Origin of the sequence: Amycolatopsis sp. WAC 04169 (assembly GCF_003947535.1) — a bacterium.
GTDB classification, from domain to species: Bacteria; Actinomycetota; Actinomycetes; order Mycobacteriales; family Pseudonocardiaceae; genus Amycolatopsis; species Amycolatopsis keratiniphila.
This window is the reverse complement of the sequence record NZ_QHJI01000019.1, coordinates 54,114-72,382: the sequence shown is the minus strand read 5'-3', so window position 1 is coordinate 72,382 and position 18,269 is coordinate 54,114. Positions and strand designations below refer to the sequence as shown.

General features: G+C 69.1%; 18 protein-coding genes and 1 other RNA gene. 13 read left to right on the top strand and 6 right to left on the bottom strand.

The genetic code is table 11. The annotated features are described in order from the left end of the window. Positions 1-22: 22 nt before the first annotated feature. Together DMC61_RS39760 and DMC61_RS39755 are read right to left on the bottom strand one after the other, a co-directional pair. Positions 23-382 (bottom strand): anti-sigma factor, encoded by a 360-nt coding sequence (locus tag DMC61_RS39760; protein ID WP_228688304.1) that lies wholly within the window; start codon positions 380-382, stop codon positions 23-25. 11 nt (positions 383-393) lie between these two features. Beyond that, positions 394-948, bottom strand: coding sequence for a sigma-70 family RNA polymerase sigma factor (locus DMC61_RS39755; protein ID WP_125695603.1), 555 nt, complete (start codon positions 946-948; stop codon positions 394-396). A 246-nt stretch (positions 949-1,194) separates the two neighbouring features. Here DMC61_RS39755 and DMC61_RS39750 point away from each other — a divergent pair, with 246 nt between their 5' ends. From DMC61_RS39750 to rnpB, 5 genes are all read left to right on the top strand, one after another. Continuing rightward, positions 1,195-1,845, top strand: coding sequence for a DUF4142 domain-containing protein (locus tag DMC61_RS39750; RefSeq protein ID WP_125695582.1), 651 nt, complete (start codon positions 1,195-1,197; stop codon positions 1,843-1,845). Beyond that, positions 1,842-2,651, top strand: a complete 810-nt coding sequence (locus tag DMC61_RS39745; RefSeq protein ID WP_016331571.1) for a ferredoxin — start codon at positions 1,842-1,844, stop codon at positions 2,649-2,651. Before DMC61_RS39750 ends, DMC61_RS39745 begins: the two co-directional genes overlap by 4 nt. Continuing rightward, positions 2,648-3,931: an NAD(P)/FAD-dependent oxidoreductase gene (locus tag DMC61_RS39740; RefSeq protein ID WP_125695581.1), complete on the top strand. Its 1,284-nt coding sequence runs from the start codon at positions 2,648-2,650 to the stop codon at positions 3,929-3,931. Before DMC61_RS39745 ends, DMC61_RS39740 begins: the two co-directional genes overlap by 4 nt. Further along, a complete protein-coding gene (locus DMC61_RS39735; RefSeq protein ID WP_233595101.1) occupies positions 3,852-4,412 on the top strand; it encodes a hypothetical protein in 561 nt (186 codons plus the stop codon). The genes DMC61_RS39740 and DMC61_RS39735 overlap by 80 nt, the downstream gene beginning before the upstream one ends. 14 nt (positions 4,413-4,426) lie before the next feature. After that, an RNA gene (gene rnpB, locus DMC61_RS39730) (RNase P RNA component class A) lies at positions 4,427-4,825 on the top strand. A 244-nt stretch (positions 4,826-5,069) separates the two neighbouring features. Here rnpB and DMC61_RS39725 read toward each other — a convergent pair. The 4 genes from DMC61_RS39725 to DMC61_RS39710 are packed head-to-tail and all read right to left on the bottom strand — an operon-like array spanning position 5,070 to position 7,762. Beyond that, on the bottom strand, positions 5,070-5,705 hold the full coding sequence (locus DMC61_RS39725; RefSeq protein ID WP_125695580.1) for a hypothetical protein: 636 nt from the start codon (positions 5,703-5,705) through the stop codon (positions 5,070-5,072). A 50-nt stretch (positions 5,706-5,755) separates the two neighbouring features. Next, positions 5,756-6,898, bottom strand: a complete 1,143-nt coding sequence (locus tag DMC61_RS39720) for a hypothetical protein (RefSeq protein WP_125695579.1) — start codon at positions 6,896-6,898, stop codon at positions 5,756-5,758. Between the two features lie 5 nt (positions 6,899-6,903). Further along, positions 6,904-7,236, bottom strand: coding sequence for a hypothetical protein (locus DMC61_RS39715; protein WP_016331576.1), 333 nt, complete (start codon positions 7,234-7,236; stop codon positions 6,904-6,906). 25 nt (positions 7,237-7,261) lie between these two features. Further along, positions 7,262-7,762, bottom strand: a complete 501-nt coding sequence (locus tag DMC61_RS39710) for a YbaB/EbfC family nucleoid-associated protein (protein ID WP_063276144.1) — start codon at positions 7,760-7,762, stop codon at positions 7,262-7,264. A gap of 507 nt (positions 7,763-8,269) precedes the next feature. Between DMC61_RS39710 and DMC61_RS39705 the strand changes: the two genes are divergently transcribed. The 8 genes from DMC61_RS39705 (at position 8,270) to DMC61_RS39670 (ending at position 18,249) form a co-directional block, all read left to right on the top strand. After that, positions 8,270-9,133 (top strand): hypothetical protein, encoded by an 864-nt coding sequence (locus DMC61_RS39705; protein ID WP_125695578.1) that lies wholly within the window; start codon positions 8,270-8,272, stop codon positions 9,131-9,133. Between the two features lie 443 nt (positions 9,134-9,576). After that, positions 9,577-9,846, top strand: a complete 270-nt coding sequence (locus DMC61_RS39700; protein WP_125695577.1) for a hypothetical protein — start codon at positions 9,577-9,579, stop codon at positions 9,844-9,846. A 9-nt stretch (positions 9,847-9,855) separates the two neighbouring features. Beyond that, entirely contained in the window at positions 9,856-10,332 is a 477-nt protein-coding gene (locus tag DMC61_RS39695) for a hypothetical protein (RefSeq protein ID WP_073847573.1), read from the top strand. 3 nt (positions 10,333-10,335) lie between these two features. Beyond that, on the top strand, positions 10,336-13,290 hold the full coding sequence (locus DMC61_RS39690; RefSeq protein WP_125695576.1) for an ATP-binding protein: 2,955 nt from the start codon (positions 10,336-10,338) through the stop codon (positions 13,288-13,290). Continuing rightward, a complete protein-coding gene (locus DMC61_RS39685; RefSeq protein WP_125695575.1) occupies positions 13,287-15,452 on the top strand; it encodes a magnesium transporter in 2,166 nt (721 codons plus the stop codon). The genes DMC61_RS39690 and DMC61_RS39685 overlap by 4 nt, the downstream gene beginning before the upstream one ends. Before the next feature lie 3 nt (positions 15,453-15,455). Beyond that, positions 15,456-16,052, top strand: coding sequence for a hypothetical protein (locus DMC61_RS39680; protein ID WP_016331582.1), 597 nt, complete (start codon positions 15,456-15,458; stop codon positions 16,050-16,052). 4 nt (positions 16,053-16,056) lie between these two features. After that, a complete protein-coding gene (locus tag DMC61_RS39675; protein WP_016331583.1) occupies positions 16,057-17,055 on the top strand; it encodes a C40 family peptidase in 999 nt (332 codons plus the stop codon). A 102-nt stretch (positions 17,056-17,157) separates the two neighbouring features. Then, on the top strand, positions 17,158-18,249 hold the full coding sequence (locus DMC61_RS39670) for a hypothetical protein (protein ID WP_125695574.1): 1,092 nt from the start codon (positions 17,158-17,160) through the stop codon (positions 18,247-18,249). The last annotated feature ends 20 nt before the right edge of the window (positions 18,250-18,269 follow it).

Genomic DNA, 18,269 nt, shown 5'->3' with positions numbered 1-18,269 from the left:
CTTCGTGTCGGCTTGCGGCAGACTACTCGCATGTAAGCGGTAACGGGAGTGATCGCTGGTCGTCGAGGGGAGCAGGAGCCGGGATGTCCGCATCCGACGAGATCCGCCGGGACGATCGTTGCGACGACATCAAGGCCGCGACGACGCACGCCAGGAAGAGCACGACCAGGTTGGCCGTGATCATCGACAGCCGGCCGCGACATCGCGCGGCGACGGGGGACAGGTAGCGCAGATCGGCCCTCGCCAGCGCGTCTTCCACCGACGCGAATTCCGCGACCTGCCGTCCACATCGCGCGCAACCCTTCAAATGCCTTTCGAAGGCGTGCGCCTCCGCTCGGTCGAGCACGCCGAGTACGTACGCCGCCACATCGGTGTGTTTCACCTTTCGCTTCCTCATTGGGACCCCAGTTCTCCTAACGACCGTCGCAATGTCTTCATGGCCGCGTACAGCCGTGATTTGACCGTTCCCTCCGGGATCCCCAATATCACCGCCGCCTCCCGGACCGTATGCCCGGTCAGATACGTCTCGTAGATGACAGCCTGATATTTGCTGTCCAGATAACGCAGCGCCTCGGAAATGACGAGTGCGGACAGTGACTGTTCGGTCCGGTCCGCTGTTTCGGCGTTTTCGGAACTGTCCAGCTCGACCTCCTGTGGCCGGGCACGCCGGTTTCGCCAGCCGTCGATCACGATCCGCTTGGCGACCGTGAGCAGCCAGCCGCGCAACATTCCCGGCTCGCGGTTCAACGTGTCCGAATGCTGCCAGGCGCGGATCAGTGTTTCCTGGACGACGTCTTCCGTCCATTGTTGATCATGGCCCGTCAGGTACATCACCTGCCCGAACAGGGTGTCCCGGAAATCCTTGTACAGCACCGAAATGAACTCGTCTGGAACCTCGCCCGGCCGATGGCCGCCATCGAACCGGCATCCTCTGCCCACTGCTTCCATAAAGTTCGCTACCTCCCCGGCGGTGGAGGATTTCACGGGTTCGTACACCGTAGCGCAGACTATCGCCGTGAGCCATGTGCAGTAGTGGTTCGTTTACATTTAGCCGGCCGGTACGTATCGCGGCGATAAACGGTTCTAAATATGTCGTGTGATGCACATCACACTGGCCTGATCCGGCTAGATCGAACCGGCCGCTCCGGTTCGCCGTACTCCCAGTGAGGCACTTCGAGGACGGGGACGGGTGAAATGATCTATCGACTGTTCGGACTGGTGATCGCCTGCTTGGTGATATGGGCTGGAACGCCCACCCATGCCTTCGCGGAAATCGACGCCCATGACCGGGAACTGCTCGTGCGGGTCCGCCAAGGGAGTTTGTGGGAAGGGCCGATCAGTCGTCAGGCGGAACAGCGTGGGAGCGGGCAGCGGGTACGGGAGGTCGGCCGGAAACTCGCCGACGACCACGACCGGCTCGACGCCCAGGTCCGCGCGCTCGCTTCGAAGGTCCGCGTCGAACTCCCCGCCGAGCCCACCGAGGAACAGCGCTCCTGGAGCGACGAGATCACCGGAGCCGCCGGTGCCGAGTTCGACCGCCTCTACGTCAATCGCGCCCGCGCCGCGCACGGGAGCGTCTTCGGTCTCGCCTCCCAGGTGCGGGCCGCCACCCGTGACGACGCGATGCGGTCCTTCGCCCAGACCGCCGTCGACACCGTCATGCGGCACATGACCCTGCTCGAAAGCACCGGGATCGCCGAGACCACCTCGCTGATGGTCGCTCCCGGCGACGGTGGCGAACTCGACGGCGGTGACGTCGCGTTCGGCGTGCTCATGGCGGGGATCGCCGGGGGCGCGACCTTCGGGCTCGTCCGGGTGCTCGGGGCATCGGGCAGGCGCGGATGAGCGCCGCGCTCCTGGCGGTCATCCCGGCCCCGTCGCCGCACGACAGCGGGGTGCGGGACATCGCCGCCCTGTCGGCCCGGTTCGCCTACGTGACGATGTGCCTGACGCTGGTGTGGGGCGTGCTGAGCGCCACCGGCTGGATCAGGCGCGTCACCGGTCACGAGGCGTTGCGCGGAGGTCACGTCGTGCTCGCGGTGTTCAGCCTCGCCACCGGTGTCGTCCATGGACTGTCCTATCTGTTCCTCGACGACGACTCGTTCGGCGTCCTCGCGCTGCTGATCCCGTTCGCCGGCGGCGGGCTCGCCCGGCACGCGGCCGGCGTGGTCGGGCTGGAACTGTTCATCGCCCTCGCGGTCACCGCGGCGGTGCGCCGTGGCGCGGCCGACCTCCGGGGGCAGCGGTTCCATCAGGCCGGTTACTTCGCGGTCGGCCTGCTGGCGATCCACTCGTGGCTGGGCGCGTCCGCGAACGGGAACCTCGCGACCGTCTGGCTCGGCGGGATCACCGTGCTCACCCCGGCCGTGGTGCTCACCGTGCTGCGGGTGCTCCCGCCGCGGGCGCTGGTCCTGCTCGGGCTGCTCGAAGGCGGGACTCGCCGGGCCGAACCGGTCCGGATCTCCGTCGACGACAAGAAGTGCCACCGCTACGCCATCTGTCAGGCCGAAGCACCGCAGGTCTTCCAGCTACAGGGCGACGGACAGCTGCGGTACCTCCGGAAACCCGGCGCCAAACAGGTACCGCTCGTACAAGCCGCGGCCAGAGCCTGCCCGATGCGGGCGATCCGATTGCAGGGGGCGGAACGATGAGCGAACGGATCGTCGTGGTCGGCGGCGGGCTGGCCGGGCTGCGCTGCGCGGAACGGTTGCGGGAACTGCGGTTCGACGGCGAACTGGTGATCGTCGGCAACGAGCCGGAGCCGCCGTATCACCGGCCGGCGTTGTCCAAGCAACTGCTGACCGGCGCCACCGGCCCGGCGGAGACGATGCTCGCCCGGCCCGACGAGATCGACGCCGAATGGCGGCTCAACACCCCGGCGACCCATCTGCAGCCGGGCCGCCAGGTCGTCCATCTGCCCGGGGCGGAAGAGCTGCCCTACGACGGGCTCGTCATCGCCAGCGGCGTCGAGCCGCGAAGGCTTTCCGGTGTGCCGCACGGACATCCGCGAGTGGTCGTCGTCCGGACCCTGGCCGACGCCGCGGAACTGCGCGACAACCTGGCCGCCGACCACGGCCCGGTCGCGGTGCTGGGCAGCGGGTTCATCGGCTGCGAGGTCGCCGCCAGCCTGCGTGAGATCGGCCGGGAGGTGACCATCATCGGCCGGTCGGCGCATCTGCTCGGCGAGGTCGTCGGCAAGCACATCGGGCAGAAGCTCTCGGCACTGCACCGGTCGCGCGGGGTGCGGCTGGCGCTGGGCGCGTCCATCGACAGCTGGCAGACCACGCCGAACGGGTTGCGGCTGCGGTCGTCCGACGGCTGGATTTTGGACGTCTCGTGTGTCGTGGTGGCCGTCGGCACGGTGCCGTCGATCTCGTGGCTGCGCGGGGCGAAGCTGCCGCTCGACGACGGCGTCGTCTGCTCACCGACCTGCCACGTGCTGGGGATGAACAACATCGTCGCCGCCGGAGACGTCGCCCAGTGGCCGAACCTGCGTTTCGACGAGACGCCGCGGCGGGTGGAGCACTGGCTCAACGCCGTCGAGATGGGCCGGGCGGCCGCGGAGAACCTTCTCGCCGGCCCGCAGGCTTCGCGGCCTTTCGCGCCGGTGCCGCGGTTCTGGTCCGAACAGCACGGCATGCGCATCCAGGCGGGCGGCATCCCGAAGCTGGGCACCGACACCGTCGCGCTCGCTTCACCTGTCGGTGGCGAACGGCCCGTCACCGGCTTCGTCCGCAAGGGACGGCTCGTCGGCGTCGTGGGCCTCGACAGCCCGTCCGCCGTCCTCCACTGGACCAACGAGATCGCGGAACAGAACCCCGTCAGCCACCCGGGAGAAACGGAGACGCCCGATGCGCCGATCGCGACTGACCATGCTCGCCGTCATCGCGGCGCTCGTCGTGGGCGCCGCGATGTGGTGGCAGGCGGCTGACCCCGTTTCGCTGACGGCTCAGGCTCCGGTGACGGAATCGCTGCCCAGCCCGCGGGTGTCGCAGCCCGCCACCTCGCGCGCCAGTACTCCGACGGACCCTCCGCCCGGCACGCGGCTCACCGCCGTCTACATGACCCGGATGGGGCAAGCCGTCCTCGACGAGACCGGCGCCGTGCTCTTCCGCTACGAACGCGACAACCCGCATAAGGCCCGCTCGGCGTGCCTCGGGGACTGCGCCGCGGTGTGGACCCCCGTCACGACCACCGGCACGCCCCTGGTGACCGGCATCGATCCGGCGCTGGTCGACACCATCAAGCGTCCCGAAGGCGCCGAACAGGTGACTTTGGCCGGTTGGCCGCTCTACAAGTTCGCCAACGCGCGGCCCGGCGAATGGACCGGGCAGGGCACCGACCACGTGTGGTTCGTGGTCCAACCCGACGGGCGGCGCAACCTGAACTGCCTGCCCGCACCCGTGCAGTAGGATTCGCCGACGGACGAGTCGGCGGGGCGGCCGCGAGCCGGGAAACCGGTTCGAGGAAAGTCCGGACTCCACAGGGCAGGGTGGTTGTTAACGGCAACCCGGGGCGACCCGCGGGACAGTGCCACAGAAAACAGACCGCCTCCGCTCGCTTCGCGGGCGGAGGTAAGGGTGAAACGGTGGTGTAAGAGACCACCAGCGTCCTGGGTGACCAGGACGGCTAGGTAAACCCCACCCGGAGCAAGGCCAAGAGGGAGCCGCGAGGCTCCTGCGCAGGCGATCGAGGGCTGCCCGCCCGAGCCTGCGGGTAGGCCGCTCGAGCCCGTCGGCGACGGCGGGCCTAGATGGATGGCCGCCACCCGTGCCGCCGCGAGGCGGGGCGGGGACAGGATCCGGCTTACACGCCGGCTCGTCCGTACTACTTCTCGAGGACGCTGGTTGCGGTGTTCCCAATGTCGCATTTGAGTCGCTGAGCGTCTCGAATGCGACATTGGGAACACCGGGTGAGCTACTTCGGCGGGTCGCTGATGTCTCGAAGCTCGGACGAGGGCGCGGGTGAGTTCCGGTGCTCGGATGAGGGCGCGTGGGTGTCCTGAAGGGACCCTTTGAGACGTTGAAGGTCTTCAAGGGACCCGTTGGGACATGGGGGTGCCGAGCGAGCTACCTCGACGCGTCCGGCCGTCCGGTCCAGTGGATGGTGTCCGGGAACTCGAAACGGTCCCGCAGATACCGCTCCTCGGTGCGGCCGTGCAGGGTGAACGCGAAACTCGAACCGTCCGGCCAAGTCAGGACGCGCTTGCGGAAGTCGATCGCGGGCGCTTGCGGTTTCCGGGCCTGCCAGAGGATCTCCGGAGGCGGCGCGTCGGCCGGGTCCCGGTAGGTCGAACCGGTGTCCACCACCGCGATCGCGGACGGCGAGCACACCAGCCATGGCCCGCTCGCCTTCCGGACCCGATCGGCGGGCTCGAGCGCCATCGCGTTCGCCGGGCCCTTCACGCGGATCTCCCGCTGGAACGGGTGACCGCCCTTGCCGCCGCCACTGCCCGCACCGTTCAGCAGCGCGAAGACGTAGACGAACGCGCCGCCGATCCCGCGGAACACGTTCCAGAAGAACCGCCGGACGAGCCGCTTCCCCTTGACCGTGCCGTCCAGGCGCCTGCCCGGCACGTCGAAACCCAGATCGGTGTCGCCCAGCCGCAGCACGATGACCGGCTCGCGCCACTGGGCGGCCATCAGTTCCTCGACCCGTTCACGGAAGCCAGGACGGACCAGAGCCTTGTCCGCCTTGTCTTCCATGCGCTCCTGGTGCGTGAAGATCTTTTCCGCCGCCCGCTGCCGGGAGTCGCTCAGATGTCGAGGTTCCCCCGCGTCTCCTCCGGGCTCTTGTCCCCGCCGATCTCGCTCTTGTTGAACCACGGCTCGTTCTCCCCCTCCGGCGTCACGGCTTCCTTGCCCTCGGTGTACGCGCCCTTCCCGGCTCCGATGCCGCCCTTGACGGCCGCGCCGGAGACCAGCGGGCGCGCGCCGACCGAGGTGCCGAACATCGTGGTGAGCACCCGGTTGCTCGGGGTCAGTGCGACCCCGGCGGTGTTCTCCAGGACGTCCAGCGAGAACTTCGACTCACCGGCGTAGGTACCGATCCGGAACTTCCTCGTCATGTCCACGACCTTGGTCGCGTACTTCGCGAGGTACTCGATGAAGGTGTCGAGCAGCTTGCCGAACTTGCCGAGGTACTTGGTGACCTTCTGCAGCACGCTGGCGGCCTTGGCGATCGACGCGGTCATCGCGGCGGCGACCGAGCTGCCGAAGCTGATCACCGACGCGGCCAGCGCGGGCAGCCAGATGGTGATCAGCCACGAGATCAGCTCGGTGATGATGCCCTTGATCAGTTCCTCGATGACCACCATGACCATCGACCACATCTGCAGCACTTCGGCCACCGATCCGGCGGCGGAGCCGACGCCGCGGATCCCGGCGGAGAAGTCGCCCAGCGCTTCCTTCGCGGCCTTGCCCGCGTCGTCCACCCACTCGGCGAGCGCCGCGTCACCGGTCTTCTCGAAGTCGTCGGCGAGGGCGACGAAGCCGTTCGCGAGGGTCACGAAGTTCTCCGACGCGTGCCCGATCGCCGGGCCGTCGCCGGTGACCTGGTGCAACGCGTCCTGCAGCGGCTGGACCAGCTCGAGCAGCATGTTCAGCCCGTGGCTGACCAGCCAGCCGATCGGGTCCATCGCGAAGGTGACCATGTCCGCCGCGGCGGCGCCGACGAACGCGGCCCCGTCACCGACCAGCGCGGCACCCGCGGACGCCAGCTCGGCCGGGTTGTCCGCCTCGGCGGCCTGCTGGGCGTGCGAGGCGATCGACTTGCCCGACTTGTAGATCGTGCCCGCCACGGGCACGTGCCCCATCGCGCGATCGAGGTTCGCGCTCATGCTCTCGTCGTACGCCTGGACGTTGAGCCCGTCGGCGATGCTCGACTTCTCCTCGGTCATGACCCCTACTTTCCGAGCGTTTCGTCGATGGTCGCCGCGTGCTTGCCGAACTCGACCTTTCCGGCTTCCTCGATGCCCCGGTACATCTCGGAGGCCTTGTTCAGCTTGGAGATGAACCCGTCCACGCCGTCCTTCATGTCGTTCATCAGCGAACGGAGTTCGCCGAGGCGATCGGTGTAGCCCTGTTTGGCCCAGATCCCGACGATGCCCCACGCCTCGTCGGTCACGTCGGCGGCGTCGATCTTGGCGCCGAACTTCTCCGCTTCCTGCTCGTAATAGGGGAGCTTCTGGGCGTACGCGGCGATCGCCGCGATATTCGTCTCGATTCCCTTTGACATCGTGGGAGTCCCTCGGTCGGTTCGGTCAGCTGCGGCGCAGGAAGGAGCCGTCGTCGAAGTAGTCGTCGTCGTCCCGCGGGGCGGGGCGGCGCGCCGGACGGGCAGGCTGCTGCGGTTGCTGCTGCTGTGACGCCGGTTCTTCCTCGACGGTTCCGAACGCCTCGGCCTGTGCCTCGCGGACCTGCTCCGCCGTGTTGACGCCGAACGCCTCGCCGAACGTGTCGTCCACGATCCCGGCCTGCTGCTGCGCGGCGCCGGCGACGGCCTTGCGCAGGGTGCTCATGATCACCGAGGACAGGTGGCCCGCTTCGAGGCGCATGGCGCCCGCGCTGAGCCGGAGGTCGGTGACGGTCCCGCCCGCCCCGGCGACGACGGTGACCTCGCCGGACGGGGAGGTCACGGAGTGCTCGACCTGTGCGATCCGCTCCTGCATGTCGCCGACCTCGGCGAAGCGCGCTTCGGCCTGGCGCACCTTGGCCTGGAAGTTCTCGAACTGGGCGATCAGTTGTTCCATCTGGGCGGACATCGTCGCTCCCGTGCGCTGTGGTGATCCGGCTTCAGGAGTATGACGTAGGCGAGCGGGTTCGGTTCCGTGTCGTCTCGGGGTGGTAGCAAAGGTCCCTTGCTCCCCGGCGCGAGGACTGTGTGGGTGCGGGCGCTGGCCGGGTTTCGGAGTGAGTGACCGTGTGGGTTTTGGGACATCAGATGTCCCAAAACCCGCACGGTCCAGCGGGGAAGCAAAGGTCCCTTGCTCCCGTCTTGGCGACTGTGCGGATTTCGGGTCACCCAACGCAACAAGATCCACGCGGTCACCACGCGGAGTAGTAGGTGTGTGGAAATAGGGACACTCAACGTCCCTATTTCCACACACCCCTGCCCAAGTGGTAGCAAAGGTCCCTCGCTCTCTTTTCGCAGGTCAGCGCCCCAGGTGGTAGCAAAGGTCCCTTGCTCCCTCCGGCACCGAGGCAGGACCCTTGCTCCATTCGACGGGCGAACCCTGCGCCCGCTACCTACCTGCCGGTAGGGTGCCGCCATGGGTGAAGCGAGTCGGGTCACGGGACGTTTCCGCGGGACGTTCGATGTACTGCATTCCCTTACCTACTTCGCGCCCGAGACGGAGGCCGCGCTCACCGGCGCGGGTCTCCGCCCGGGGCGCATGACGTACTTCGCGGGCCGCGCGGCGCCGATGGGCGCGGTCGGGCCCGGCGTGGTCGCGGCGACGTTCTACAACTTCAATCCCGAACTGGTCGCCCGCCACATCCCGCGCGCGTGGACGCTGGCCACGCCCGAAAAGATCATCGAAGCCCGGTTCGAAGCCGTCGACGCGGCGTTGACCCGGCTGCTCGGTAAGGACACTCTCGGCTCCGAAGAGGTCGCCGAGGCGGCCGAACTCGCCCGCGAGGCGACCGGCGGTTGCCAGGCCGACGGCCGCCCCCTCTACGCCGGGCACGCCGGCCTCGACTGGCCGAGCGAGCCGCATCTCGTCCTTTGGCACGCCATCACCCTGCTTCGCGAGCACCGCGGGGACGGCCACATCGCCGCGCTCGTCGCCAACGGCGTCGACGGGCTCGCCGCCCTCGTCTCGCACACCGCCACCGGCAAGGGTTTCCTGCCCGAGGCGGCCAAGGTCTCCCGCGGCTGGAGCGACGAGCAGTGGGACGCCGCGGCCGCCAAGCTTCGCGAGCAGGGCATCCTCGATGACCAGGGCGGCCTGACGGAGGCCGGAAACGATCTTCGCGAGCGGCTCGAAGTCGCGACGAACACGGCGTCGGCGGGGCCCTGGGAGCATCTCGGCGAGGAGAAGACCAAGCGGCTTCACGAGCTTTGCGGGCCTTTGAGCCGGCGAGCCGTCGAAGCCGGTGCTTTTCCCGCGAATGTGTTCTCGACCGGTCGATAATCACGCTATGTAGTGAAAATGCCGTCCCCGATTTCGCTTTGGGTAACGGAAGCGTGACTTTCGCTTGATCGGCGTTCGCGTTTTTTGTGGAATGCGTGCTCACCCAGCGGACTCGTGAGAAGCCACCGAACGAGTCATGTCACACTGGTCGAGGCCGGATTCTCCTCGGCCGACCCGTACTCACAGTGAGCAAGATGCCTCGCAAGCGAGTGAGGCCGTTCGCACACTGCGAAATACGGGTGGCCGGGGTTAATCCAGACGACCCTTGCAACGATGATGGAGACCGAGGATGGTCGTGGTGCTGTGCCTCGCTCTGTGAACTGTAGACAAAACGACATCTACAGAGCGCGCTTTGACCACTACGCCTCGTGACGCCATGATGTTCGAAGCACCACCGAGCCAGAACCGCGCGAACCCCCTCTCCGCGCACCGGGAGTAATGCGATGATGACCTTGACCACCCTCGACACGCTGGCCCAGGGCGGAGAGCTCGGCACCGGCAACGTCCGCACCTGGCTGATCGACAACATCATCCCCCTGGTGCTGCTGGCCGTCGCGCTCCTCCTGCTGTGGCTGGGCGGTGGCAAAGGGGACAACGCGGGTGTCATGCGCCGCCTCGCCGGTGTCGTGATCGCGCTGGCGATCATCGGCCTCGCGGTGAGTGGCGCCGGAGTCAACGTGGGCCAGTGGATCGCCGGCCTCTTCACAGGCTGAGGGCTCGCGTTGCGTATCCGCACCGATGACGAGGTTTACCGGGTCGATGCCGTATGGCTCGGCCCGCCGAAAGCGACTTTTCCCTGGAGAGCCCGCTACGTCGCGTGGCTCGTCGGTATCCCGGTCTTCCTGCTCGTGCTCACCGTCGAACGGTGGGCGGGCTGGAGCTTCGGGTTCTTCTCGACCGCCTGGGCCTTCGTCGCCACAATTGTGATCACCAGATTGATCACGGCCAAGATCAGCCACGAGCGCCCGCTGGGCGCCGTGGCCGCGATGGCGGCGAAAGAGCTCAACACACCAAGAGAACGGACCACGGGCACGGGGGGCGCGGCCAGCGCGTCCCGCGTCCGGGTACGGGCGAGCCGCCCGCTACCGAAGCACCGCAGGAGACGGCAGTACCAGCACCACGGCTACGGCGGCGGCGCCGGAGCTCAGGGAACACCACGAGCGCGTCGGAGCCGCCCCGCGGCTCGGGCCGGGAGGTAGTCGTTGTTCGGTCGCGGCGGAAGCCGAGGAAAACGTGATCGAGACCTGCAGCAAGGGGCCTGGAACCCGCCCCAGCAGGTCCGCTCCGCGCAGCCCAAGAAGGCCGGCAAGGGGAGGCGGTTGCCCGGCGAGGCGGCCATACCCTCGTATACCCCGTCGATCGCGGCGCGAAGCATCGACGGGCACCTGTTACGCACCGGTTATGAGGTGTACGCCTGGTATCGGCTCGCGCCGCAGCGCTGGTCGTTCCGGTCGGATTCGCAGCGGCGCGACCTGATCGCGGCCATCGCCGGGCAGTACGCGGAGCTCCAGGGCCGCTGGCTGCACCTGCGCGTGACCAACCGGCCGTACCCGATCCGCATGTGGGCCGAGGCCCACGTGCACAACGCCGTCGGCCGTCCCCAGGACGTCCAGGGCGCGCTGTCCTTCGACGACTACCTCATCGGCGAGCAGCAGCAGCTGATGGGCCGCTCGATGGCCGAGAAAGAGGTCTATCTCGGCGTCCAGGTGCAGACCCGGCGGATGATCGACCGCGCGGTCGAGAGCGCCGCCCCGGTGCTGCGCAAGATCCTGCCCGAGGCCGTCGACGCCGAGCTGGCCGCACTCGACTCCGAGGTCGAGCACCTCGACCAGGTGATCGGTTCCGCCGGGCTCGAAGGCCGTCCGGTGCACGCCGAGGAGATGTCCTGGCTGATGCACCGCTCGTGCTCGCTGGGCCTGCCCGCGCCGCGCAACATGCCCGCGGTCCCGGGCGCCGCCTGGGAGCCCGAGGATCTCGCCAGCTTCACCGACGCGGCGGATTTCCACGCCGAGCCGTACGCGCCGACGGTCACCGTCCGCGGCCGCACCGGGTCGAACGCCGGGGTCTCGCGGCATCTCGCGGTCCTCACCGTCGGCCAGATGCACGGGTTGCAGATCCCCGAGGTCGACGACCCCTGGATCCAGCACGCGGACCGGCTGCCCGCCGCGGTCGAGGTGTCCGCGCGGATCTACGTTCGGCGTCCCGAAGAGGTCGCGGGTGAGCTGCAGCGCCAGATGAACAAGGTGCGTTCGCAGGTCAAGCACTACACCGACGAGCACGAACTGGAACCGCCGCAGTCGCTGGCGCGCCAGGCGGGCCGGGTGCTGGAGATCGACGACGAGATGACGTCGGGCTTCACCGCGCTGGCCACGCGCGTGCGTTCGTGGTGGCGGCTGGCGGTGTCCGGGCCGACGGAGCGGGACGCGCTGCGCCTGGCCCAGCAGCTTCTCGACCTCTACAAGCCGAAGATCGCCGTCGAACATCCCGAAGCCCAGTACGCGCTGGCCAGGGAGTTCATCCCCGGCGAGCCGCTGGCCTCCGCGGCGTATATGCGCCGCGGTTCGGTCGTGTGGGCGTCCTCGGCGGTGCCGACGGCGACGGCCGAGGTGGGCGACCGCCGCGGCATCCTGCTTGGCGAGACGGTGACCGCGACCCGGCGCCCGGTGGCGTGGGACCCGTGGATGGCGCAGGAGATCCGCGACGGTTCCGGCCTGACGGCGATGGTCGCCGGCCTCGGTGGCGGCAAGTCGTTCCTCGGCGGCGGCATCGTCTACAAGACGCTGCGCGCGGGCGCGCACTGGACGATCCTCGACCCCTCGGGTCCGCTGTCGCGACTGTGCGACCTGCCCGAGCTGCGGCCGTACGCACGGCCGATCAACCTGCTCAACGCGCAGCCCGGCATCCTCAACCCGTACCGGGTGGTCGCCGAGCCGCAGATCGAGCACTTCATGGACGAGGACGACCCCGAGCGCTCCTGGCGGCGGGAGAAGGCCCTCGCGGGCGCGACGCGCCGCCGTCTCGTGCTCGACGTCCTCACCGGCGTCCTGCCGTACGAGGTCTCGCGGATGGCGCAGACCCGCATCGTGCTGCTGCGCGCCGTGCGCGCGGTCGGCGGCCGGTTCGACGCCGACCCGGGCCAGGTCATCGACGCGCTGCGCCGGGACTCCAGCGAGCACCACGAGCACGCCGTCGTCGTCGCGGACTTCCTCGACGAGATGCGCGAGCGGATGGCGCTGCTCATCCCGGAGACCGACGCGGACCCGTACTCCGAGACCCGCGACGACCGGATGACCGTGCTGACCATGGCGGGGCTGACCCTGCCCAAGGACGGCGTCCCGCGCGAGTACTGGACGGACGCGGAATCGCTCGGCGTCGAGATGCTGAACCTCGCCGCCTGGCTGACCCAGCGATCGGTGTACGAGAAGCCGAAGGAACTGCGCAAGGGCGTCTGGATCGACGAGGCGTTCTTCCTGTCCGAGGTCCCGACCGGCCGCGTGCTGATGAACCGCTTCGCGCGTGACTCGCGGAAGTGGAACGTCCGGGTGCTGCTGTCCTCGCAGATCCCCGCGGACTTCCTGAAGATCCAGGGTTTCGTGGCGCTGCTGGACTCGGTGTTCGTCGGCCGCCTCGACGACGACGACGCCCAGGCCGACGCGTTGCGCCTGCTGAAGGTCCCGGTCGGTGTCGGCTACGAACAGGTCGTCGCGGCGCTCGGCCGCCGTCCCGGTTCGCAGCGCGACATCCAGCGCGACGTCGAGCCGCGGCAGTTCATCTTCGGTGACGGCGCCGGCGGCGTGGAGCGGATCCGCGTCGACTTCTCCGGCCCGCACCTGGACCATCTGCGCCGGGTCATGGACACCACGCCGGGTTCGCCCGACGCGAAGCCGTCGAAGCCGGGCAACGAACTGGCTGTCCCGGAGGAGAAGCAGTACGTCCCGACACCGCCCGAGGACGACTTCGAACTCGAAGAAGACCTCGAGCTCGCGGCCGAACTCGAAGTCGGCCTCACCGATGAGCAGATGCTCGGCGCCCCGGACCCGTTGGCCGCCGAAACCGGAGAAGTGCAAGGCGCTGTCCAAAATGGACACAACGGGAACGGGAGTCAAGGCGAGCACGCGCGCGCCGGCAAGGGTGGCACCGGCAGGGATGCCGCATGAACACAGTGCTGACACTGGCGTTCGTGCTCGCGTTCGCCGCCGGCTGGCACGCGCTGCGCCGCCGCCTCAAAGAGGGGCCCCGCCCGGGCAAGACCAGACCGAGCCGTCGCGCGACGATGTTCGTCGTCATGCTGATCCTGGGCCTGCAGGCCGTGGCGACCGCTCCGGCGGCGTCGGCCGCGGCCTGTGGTGAGGCGCCGAACCCGGAACGGCCCGGCGCTGGCATGGTCGGCGCGCTCGACCCGCCCGCCACCGCCCGAGGCGAAGGCGGCAGCCCGTACAACGTCTACGGGTACGCGGGACACGTCTGGGACACCTTCGAAACCGACTGCGGCCCGCTCGCCGGGATCACCTCGCCCAACTCGACGATCGACACCTGGGCGGGCAACCAGCTGTTCAACATCGGCAAGAACATCGTCGGTGCCACGAACTCGCTGCACTACACCGTGCTGCAGGGCAGCCTGCTCAGCCCGCTGTACAACGCCGTCAAGGCCGGGGCCGAGAAGGTCTACAACAACATCTACGCCCAGTTGTTCGGCCTGGCCGCGCTGATCATGTCGATCATGTTGTTCCGCAACATCTGGCGCGGCGATCTCGCCGCCGTCAGCAAACGGGCGCTGTACGGGCTCGCCGCGGTCTGGCTGGCCGCGTCCTCCCTGGCGTTGCTGCGGTTCCTCGATCCGATCGACAACGCGATCGTGCAGACCACGACCAACATCCAGGCCGGCTTCATCGACGAGGCCAAGACCCCGCCGCCGTCCCAGCCGCAGCCGCCCAACGCGCAGCCGTGTCAGGCGACTCCGGAGGCCGTGGCCGCGCGCCAGCCATGGGACCGGGTCCCGACCGAGCTGCATTGCCGGGTCGTCTACGACAACTGGCTCCGCGGCGAATTCGGCAGCCCGGACTCGCCGCAGGCGATCCAGTACGGCCCGGCCCTGCTGGACGCGCGAGCGTTCACCTGGGGTCAGATCCAGCAGGGCGGCGACGCCGACGCCGCGCTGGTCGACTCCAAGAAGGCGGCGTTCAAGGACATCTCCACCAAGCTCGGCCCGGCGACCGGGTACTTCACCGGTGAGGACGGCAGCCGCGTCGGCGCCGGTTTCCTCTCGCTGGGCCAGGGGATCTTCTACTCGCTGTTCCAGCTGCTGGCCAAGGCGACGGTGCTGCTGGCGCAGGTGCTGATCAGGATCTTCGTCCTGACGGCTCCGCTGATCGGCCTGATTGCGCTGCTGCAGCCCCAGATCATGCAGCGCATCCTTAAGGTGGTCGGCGCGGTCGCCTTCAACCTGATGGTGCTCTCGGTGCTGGCCGGTGTGCACACGCTGCTCCTGGAAGCGATCTTCACCGCGGGGAACTCGTTGTCCCTGCTGACGAAGATGGTGCTGGCCGCCATCATCACCGTGCTGCTGTTCATGGTCGGCCGTCCGGTGCGGCGGCTGTGGCAGATGGTCGAGATGTCCGTCGGCATGGTCGGCGGCGCGATGCCGTCGCCGCGCGGCGGGCTTTTCTCCCGCTTCCGCAAGAAGAACAACGAACCGACCCCGCAGGACGCCTTCTGGCAGAACGTCCGCGACACCGACGACGTCGTCGACGGGGACCTCCGCGGTCCCGTCGGCGCGACGGTCGGCGGTGGGCGGTTCCGGCCCGAGGCGACGATCTTCGCCAGCTCCCATCGGCTCGACAACGGTTCCGGCGCCATCCGCCCCGCGGCGGCGTGGTCGGGAGCGCCGTGGCCGGGTGCCGTCGGCGGTGGCGGCGGGCTGCCCGCGCTGCCCGCCGGTGGCGGTGGCGGCGTGCCCGTGTTCGGCCAGTACAACCCGTCAGCGGGCAACCCCGGCGACTCCATGTTCACCTCGGGCGGGCGGAGCCCGATCCAGGTCCCGAGCCGCCGGGTCGACACCTCGCCGGTCGCCGACCGCCGCTGGAGCGACGAACCGGAGCCGGTCGTGGTGCCGTCGCGGATGAACGCCACGGGCGGCGGTTACACCACTCCCGACTACTCGGGTGCCGTGCCGGTGCAGGCGGGGCCGTCGACGCCGCGCCCGCGCCGCGTCGACCCCGAAGTCGTCGCGGGCAAGCCGGTCTTCGTGCTGTACCGGCCTTCGCGCGGGCTGGAGGTCCGCGAGGAAGTCCGGGACACAGACCACGCAGTGGGCCGGTGACCCATGCCGATCCGGACCAACCGCGGGCGTACCGCGGTCTACCGCAGACTGTGGGGCTGGCCGCTTCGCTCGCCCCGCCACCTCGTCGGCACGCTGGTGATCCTCGCGGTCGTGCTCACCGCCTTGGGCATCCTGTTGCCCAAGGCCATCGGAAAACCGGGACAGACGGCGAACGGGCCGGGTGCTTCGGCGACGACCACCTCGCGAACCGGCGTCGCGGCGCCGGTGACCGTGACGTCGACCTTGCCGCCGAGGCTCACCACCCAGCCGCCGCCGTCTTCCGCGCCACCTGACCAGGACGGGGTCCGGGTCGCCAAGGAGTGGGTGACGGCATGGGCGAATCATCCCGACGGCACGACGACCGAGCAGTGGCTGAACGGCTTGCGGCCGTACACCACCGAGGAGTACCTGGCCGGGGAAATGACCTCGGTGGATCCCGCGAACATCACCGCGACCAGGGTTTCCGGGGAGCCGCAGGTCGCGTCCTCGGTGGTCGGGTCGATGGAGGTCGACGTCCCGACGGACGGGCCCAAGGTCCGGGTCACCGTCGTCAAGACGAACCCGGGATGGCGGGTCACCAAGTACACGCAAGCGGGCTGACCCGATGAAGATCGGGATCATCGTCGGCGTGCTGATCGCCGCGGTCTTCGCCGCGGTCGTCACCACGAGCACGGTCACCAAGGTGGTGACCGATCATGTCGAGGCGCAGTCGGGCGGGGTCGTCAAGACCTCCTGCGACGCGTCGATCGGGCCGACCCTGCCAGGGCAGACCGATCGCGGTTCTTCGGACGTCAACAAGCTGGACGAGGAACAGAAGGGGATCGTCGCGCTGATCATCTCGATCGGCAAGCAGCGCACGCTGTCCCCGCGCGCGTGGCAGGTGGCGATCCAGGCCGGGATGACCGAGTCCAAACTGCGGAACCTGACCTACGGCGACCGCGACTCGCTCGGCATCTTCCAGATGCGCCCGTCGATGGGCTGGGGCACCGTCGCCCAGGTCACCGACCCGCCGTACCAGGTCAACAAGTTCTACGACGTCCTGCTCGCGGTGCCGGACTGGGAGAACATGCGGCCCGGCGACGCCGCCCAGCGCGTCGAGCGCTCCGGCTTCCCCGACCGGTACCACAACTGGGAGCCGATGGCGGCGCTCCTCGTGCAGAACGAGGGCCAGGTCGTCGACGTCGTCGGCTGCGGGACGAGCGTCGGCAGTGTCGTGCCGCCGAGCCAGGCGGCCGCGCAGGCCATCAAGTTCGCCCTCGCCGAGCAGGGCAAGCCGTACGTCTGGGGCGCCACCGGACCGAACAGCTACGACTGTTCCGGGCTGATGCTGCGGGCCTACGAGTCGGCGGGGATCATCATCCCGCGGGTTTCGCGTGACCAGTACAAGGGCGGCGCGATGCTGCCGGTGCGGCAGGCGCAGCCGGGTGACCTGCTGTTCCTCGCCACCGTGCCGTCGAACCCGGCGACCATCCACCACGTGATGATGTACCTGGGTGACGGCAAGATCGTCGAAGCGCAGCAGACCGGGGTGCCGGTGCACATCCGCGATTTCTCCTTCGACGAGGCCGAAGTGGTCGCGCAGGCGGTCCGTCCTGGCGTTTAGCATGGTGAAAGCGTGGTATCGCGACCGCGGGACCATCGGATTCACCCGAAGTGGCGGCCTGTCCACCGGCGAGCGGCCGCACACTGGCAGAGGATGAAGAACGTGGCACGGAAATTCGGAAGGCGAGGCAAGCCCGCGGCGGGCGCCGGCCAGGAGGTCGACCCCCGCGATCTTTTCGGCACCGCCCAGCCCGCACGGCAGGCGGCGCGTCCGGCGTCGAGCACGCCGCTGGCCGACCAGCTGAACCAGGGCTGGCCGGGCGTCGATCCCGGTTACGTCGTGCTGCCGCGTTCGCTGGCCGAGGGGATGTCGCTGCCGTGGCAGCAGCAGATGGCCGCGCTGCTGGCCCAGTTCCACCAGGAGAACGGCAGGCTCGCCTGGCCGATCTACCGGGTCGTCCCGTCGCGTTACGAGAAGCTCGTCGATCTCGACGAAGAGCAGCTGGCGGAGGCCGGCTACCTGGTCGAGATGGACACCGAAGGCGAGATGATCTACCGCGAGCGAAGCGGCCGGAAGGTCGAGGATCCGGCGAACACCACGGTGCTCGTCTCGTGCCTTGACCCGATCCCGAAGCCTTCGCAGCGTCAGGCACCTCCGCCGCCTTCGCAGACCGCGCCGCCGGCGACCGGGCAGCCGCCGCGTGCTCCGGCGCCGATGAACATCGGACCCGCGCCGGTGTGGCGCACGGTCACGCCGCCTGCCGGCCCGCCCGCGCCGCCGTTGCCGGGCAATCACGGGGCTCCGCAGGCGCCCGCACCGCAGCCTCCAGCCACTCAGGCGCCCGCGCCTCAGCCGCCTGTGTCCCAGGCGCCTCCGACCCAGCCACCGGTGTCCCAGGCGCCGCCTCCGCTGCCTCAGCCCAGTCGGATGCAGCCGCCGCCGGTCAGCGCCCCTCCGGCCACTCCGGAGGTGCAACCCGCGGCAGCCAGCCAGGCCGAACCGGAGCCGCCCGTGAGCCCTCCGGACCCGCCTGTCACGGCTCCGCCGTCGGTCGCGAGGCCGGCGTCGCCTCCGCAGGGCATCCCCGTCGCGCCGGAACCGGCGACCCCGCCGCGTGGCGTGCCGATGCACCGCGGCTGGTTCGACGAACTCGCCGAGAACGTGCCGGAAAGCTCGAAGGTGGATCCGCCCGAGGGCGGCGAGTTCGGCCCGACCGGTGATCCCACGGAGATCCCCTACCGCTATCGCAAGTGATGACAGGACGTCCGGGTGAT

Excerpts from the sequence above, each read along its gene's own strand:
- DMC61_RS39705 (WP_125695578.1), top strand. The coding sequence starts at position 8,270 with ATGGGTGAAGCGAGTCGGGTCACGGGACGTTTCCGCGGGACGTTCGAT.
- DMC61_RS39710 (WP_063276144.1), bottom strand. The coding sequence starts at position 7,762 with ATGTCCGCCCAGATGGAACAACTGATCGCCCAGTTCGAGAACTTCCAG.
- DMC61_RS39680 (WP_016331582.1), top strand. The coding sequence starts at position 15,456 with ATGCCGATCCGGACCAACCGCGGGCGTACCGCGGTCTACCGCAGACTG.
- DMC61_RS39740 (WP_125695581.1), top strand. The coding sequence starts at position 2,648 with ATGAGCGAACGGATCGTCGTGGTCGGCGGCGGGCTGGCCGGGCTGCGC.
- DMC61_RS39685 (WP_125695575.1), top strand. The coding sequence starts at position 13,287 with ATGAACACAGTGCTGACACTGGCGTTCGTGCTCGCGTTCGCCGCCGGC.
- DMC61_RS39715 (WP_016331576.1), bottom strand. The coding sequence starts at position 7,236 with ATGTCAAAGGGAATCGAGACGAATATCGCGGCGATCGCCGCGTACGCC.
- DMC61_RS39745 (WP_016331571.1), top strand. The coding sequence starts at position 1,842 with ATGAGCGCCGCGCTCCTGGCGGTCATCCCGGCCCCGTCGCCGCACGAC.
- DMC61_RS39735 (WP_233595101.1), top strand. The coding sequence starts at position 3,852 with ATGCGCCGATCGCGACTGACCATGCTCGCCGTCATCGCGGCGCTCGTC.
- DMC61_RS39675 (WP_016331583.1), top strand. The coding sequence starts at position 16,057 with ATGAAGATCGGGATCATCGTCGGCGTGCTGATCGCCGCGGTCTTCGCC.
- DMC61_RS39755 (WP_125695603.1), bottom strand. The coding sequence starts at position 948 with ATGGAAGCAGTGGGCAGAGGATGCCGGTTCGATGGCGGCCATCGGCCG.
- DMC61_RS39700 (WP_125695577.1), top strand. The coding sequence starts at position 9,577 with ATGATGACCTTGACCACCCTCGACACGCTGGCCCAGGGCGGAGAGCTC.
- DMC61_RS39720 (WP_125695579.1), bottom strand. The coding sequence starts at position 6,898 with ATGACCGAGGAGAAGTCGAGCATCGCCGACGGGCTCAACGTCCAGGCG.
- DMC61_RS39725 (WP_125695580.1), bottom strand. The coding sequence starts at position 5,705 with ATGGAAGACAAGGCGGACAAGGCTCTGGTCCGTCCTGGCTTCCGTGAA.
- DMC61_RS39750 (WP_125695582.1), top strand. The coding sequence starts at position 1,195 with ATGATCTATCGACTGTTCGGACTGGTGATCGCCTGCTTGGTGATATGG.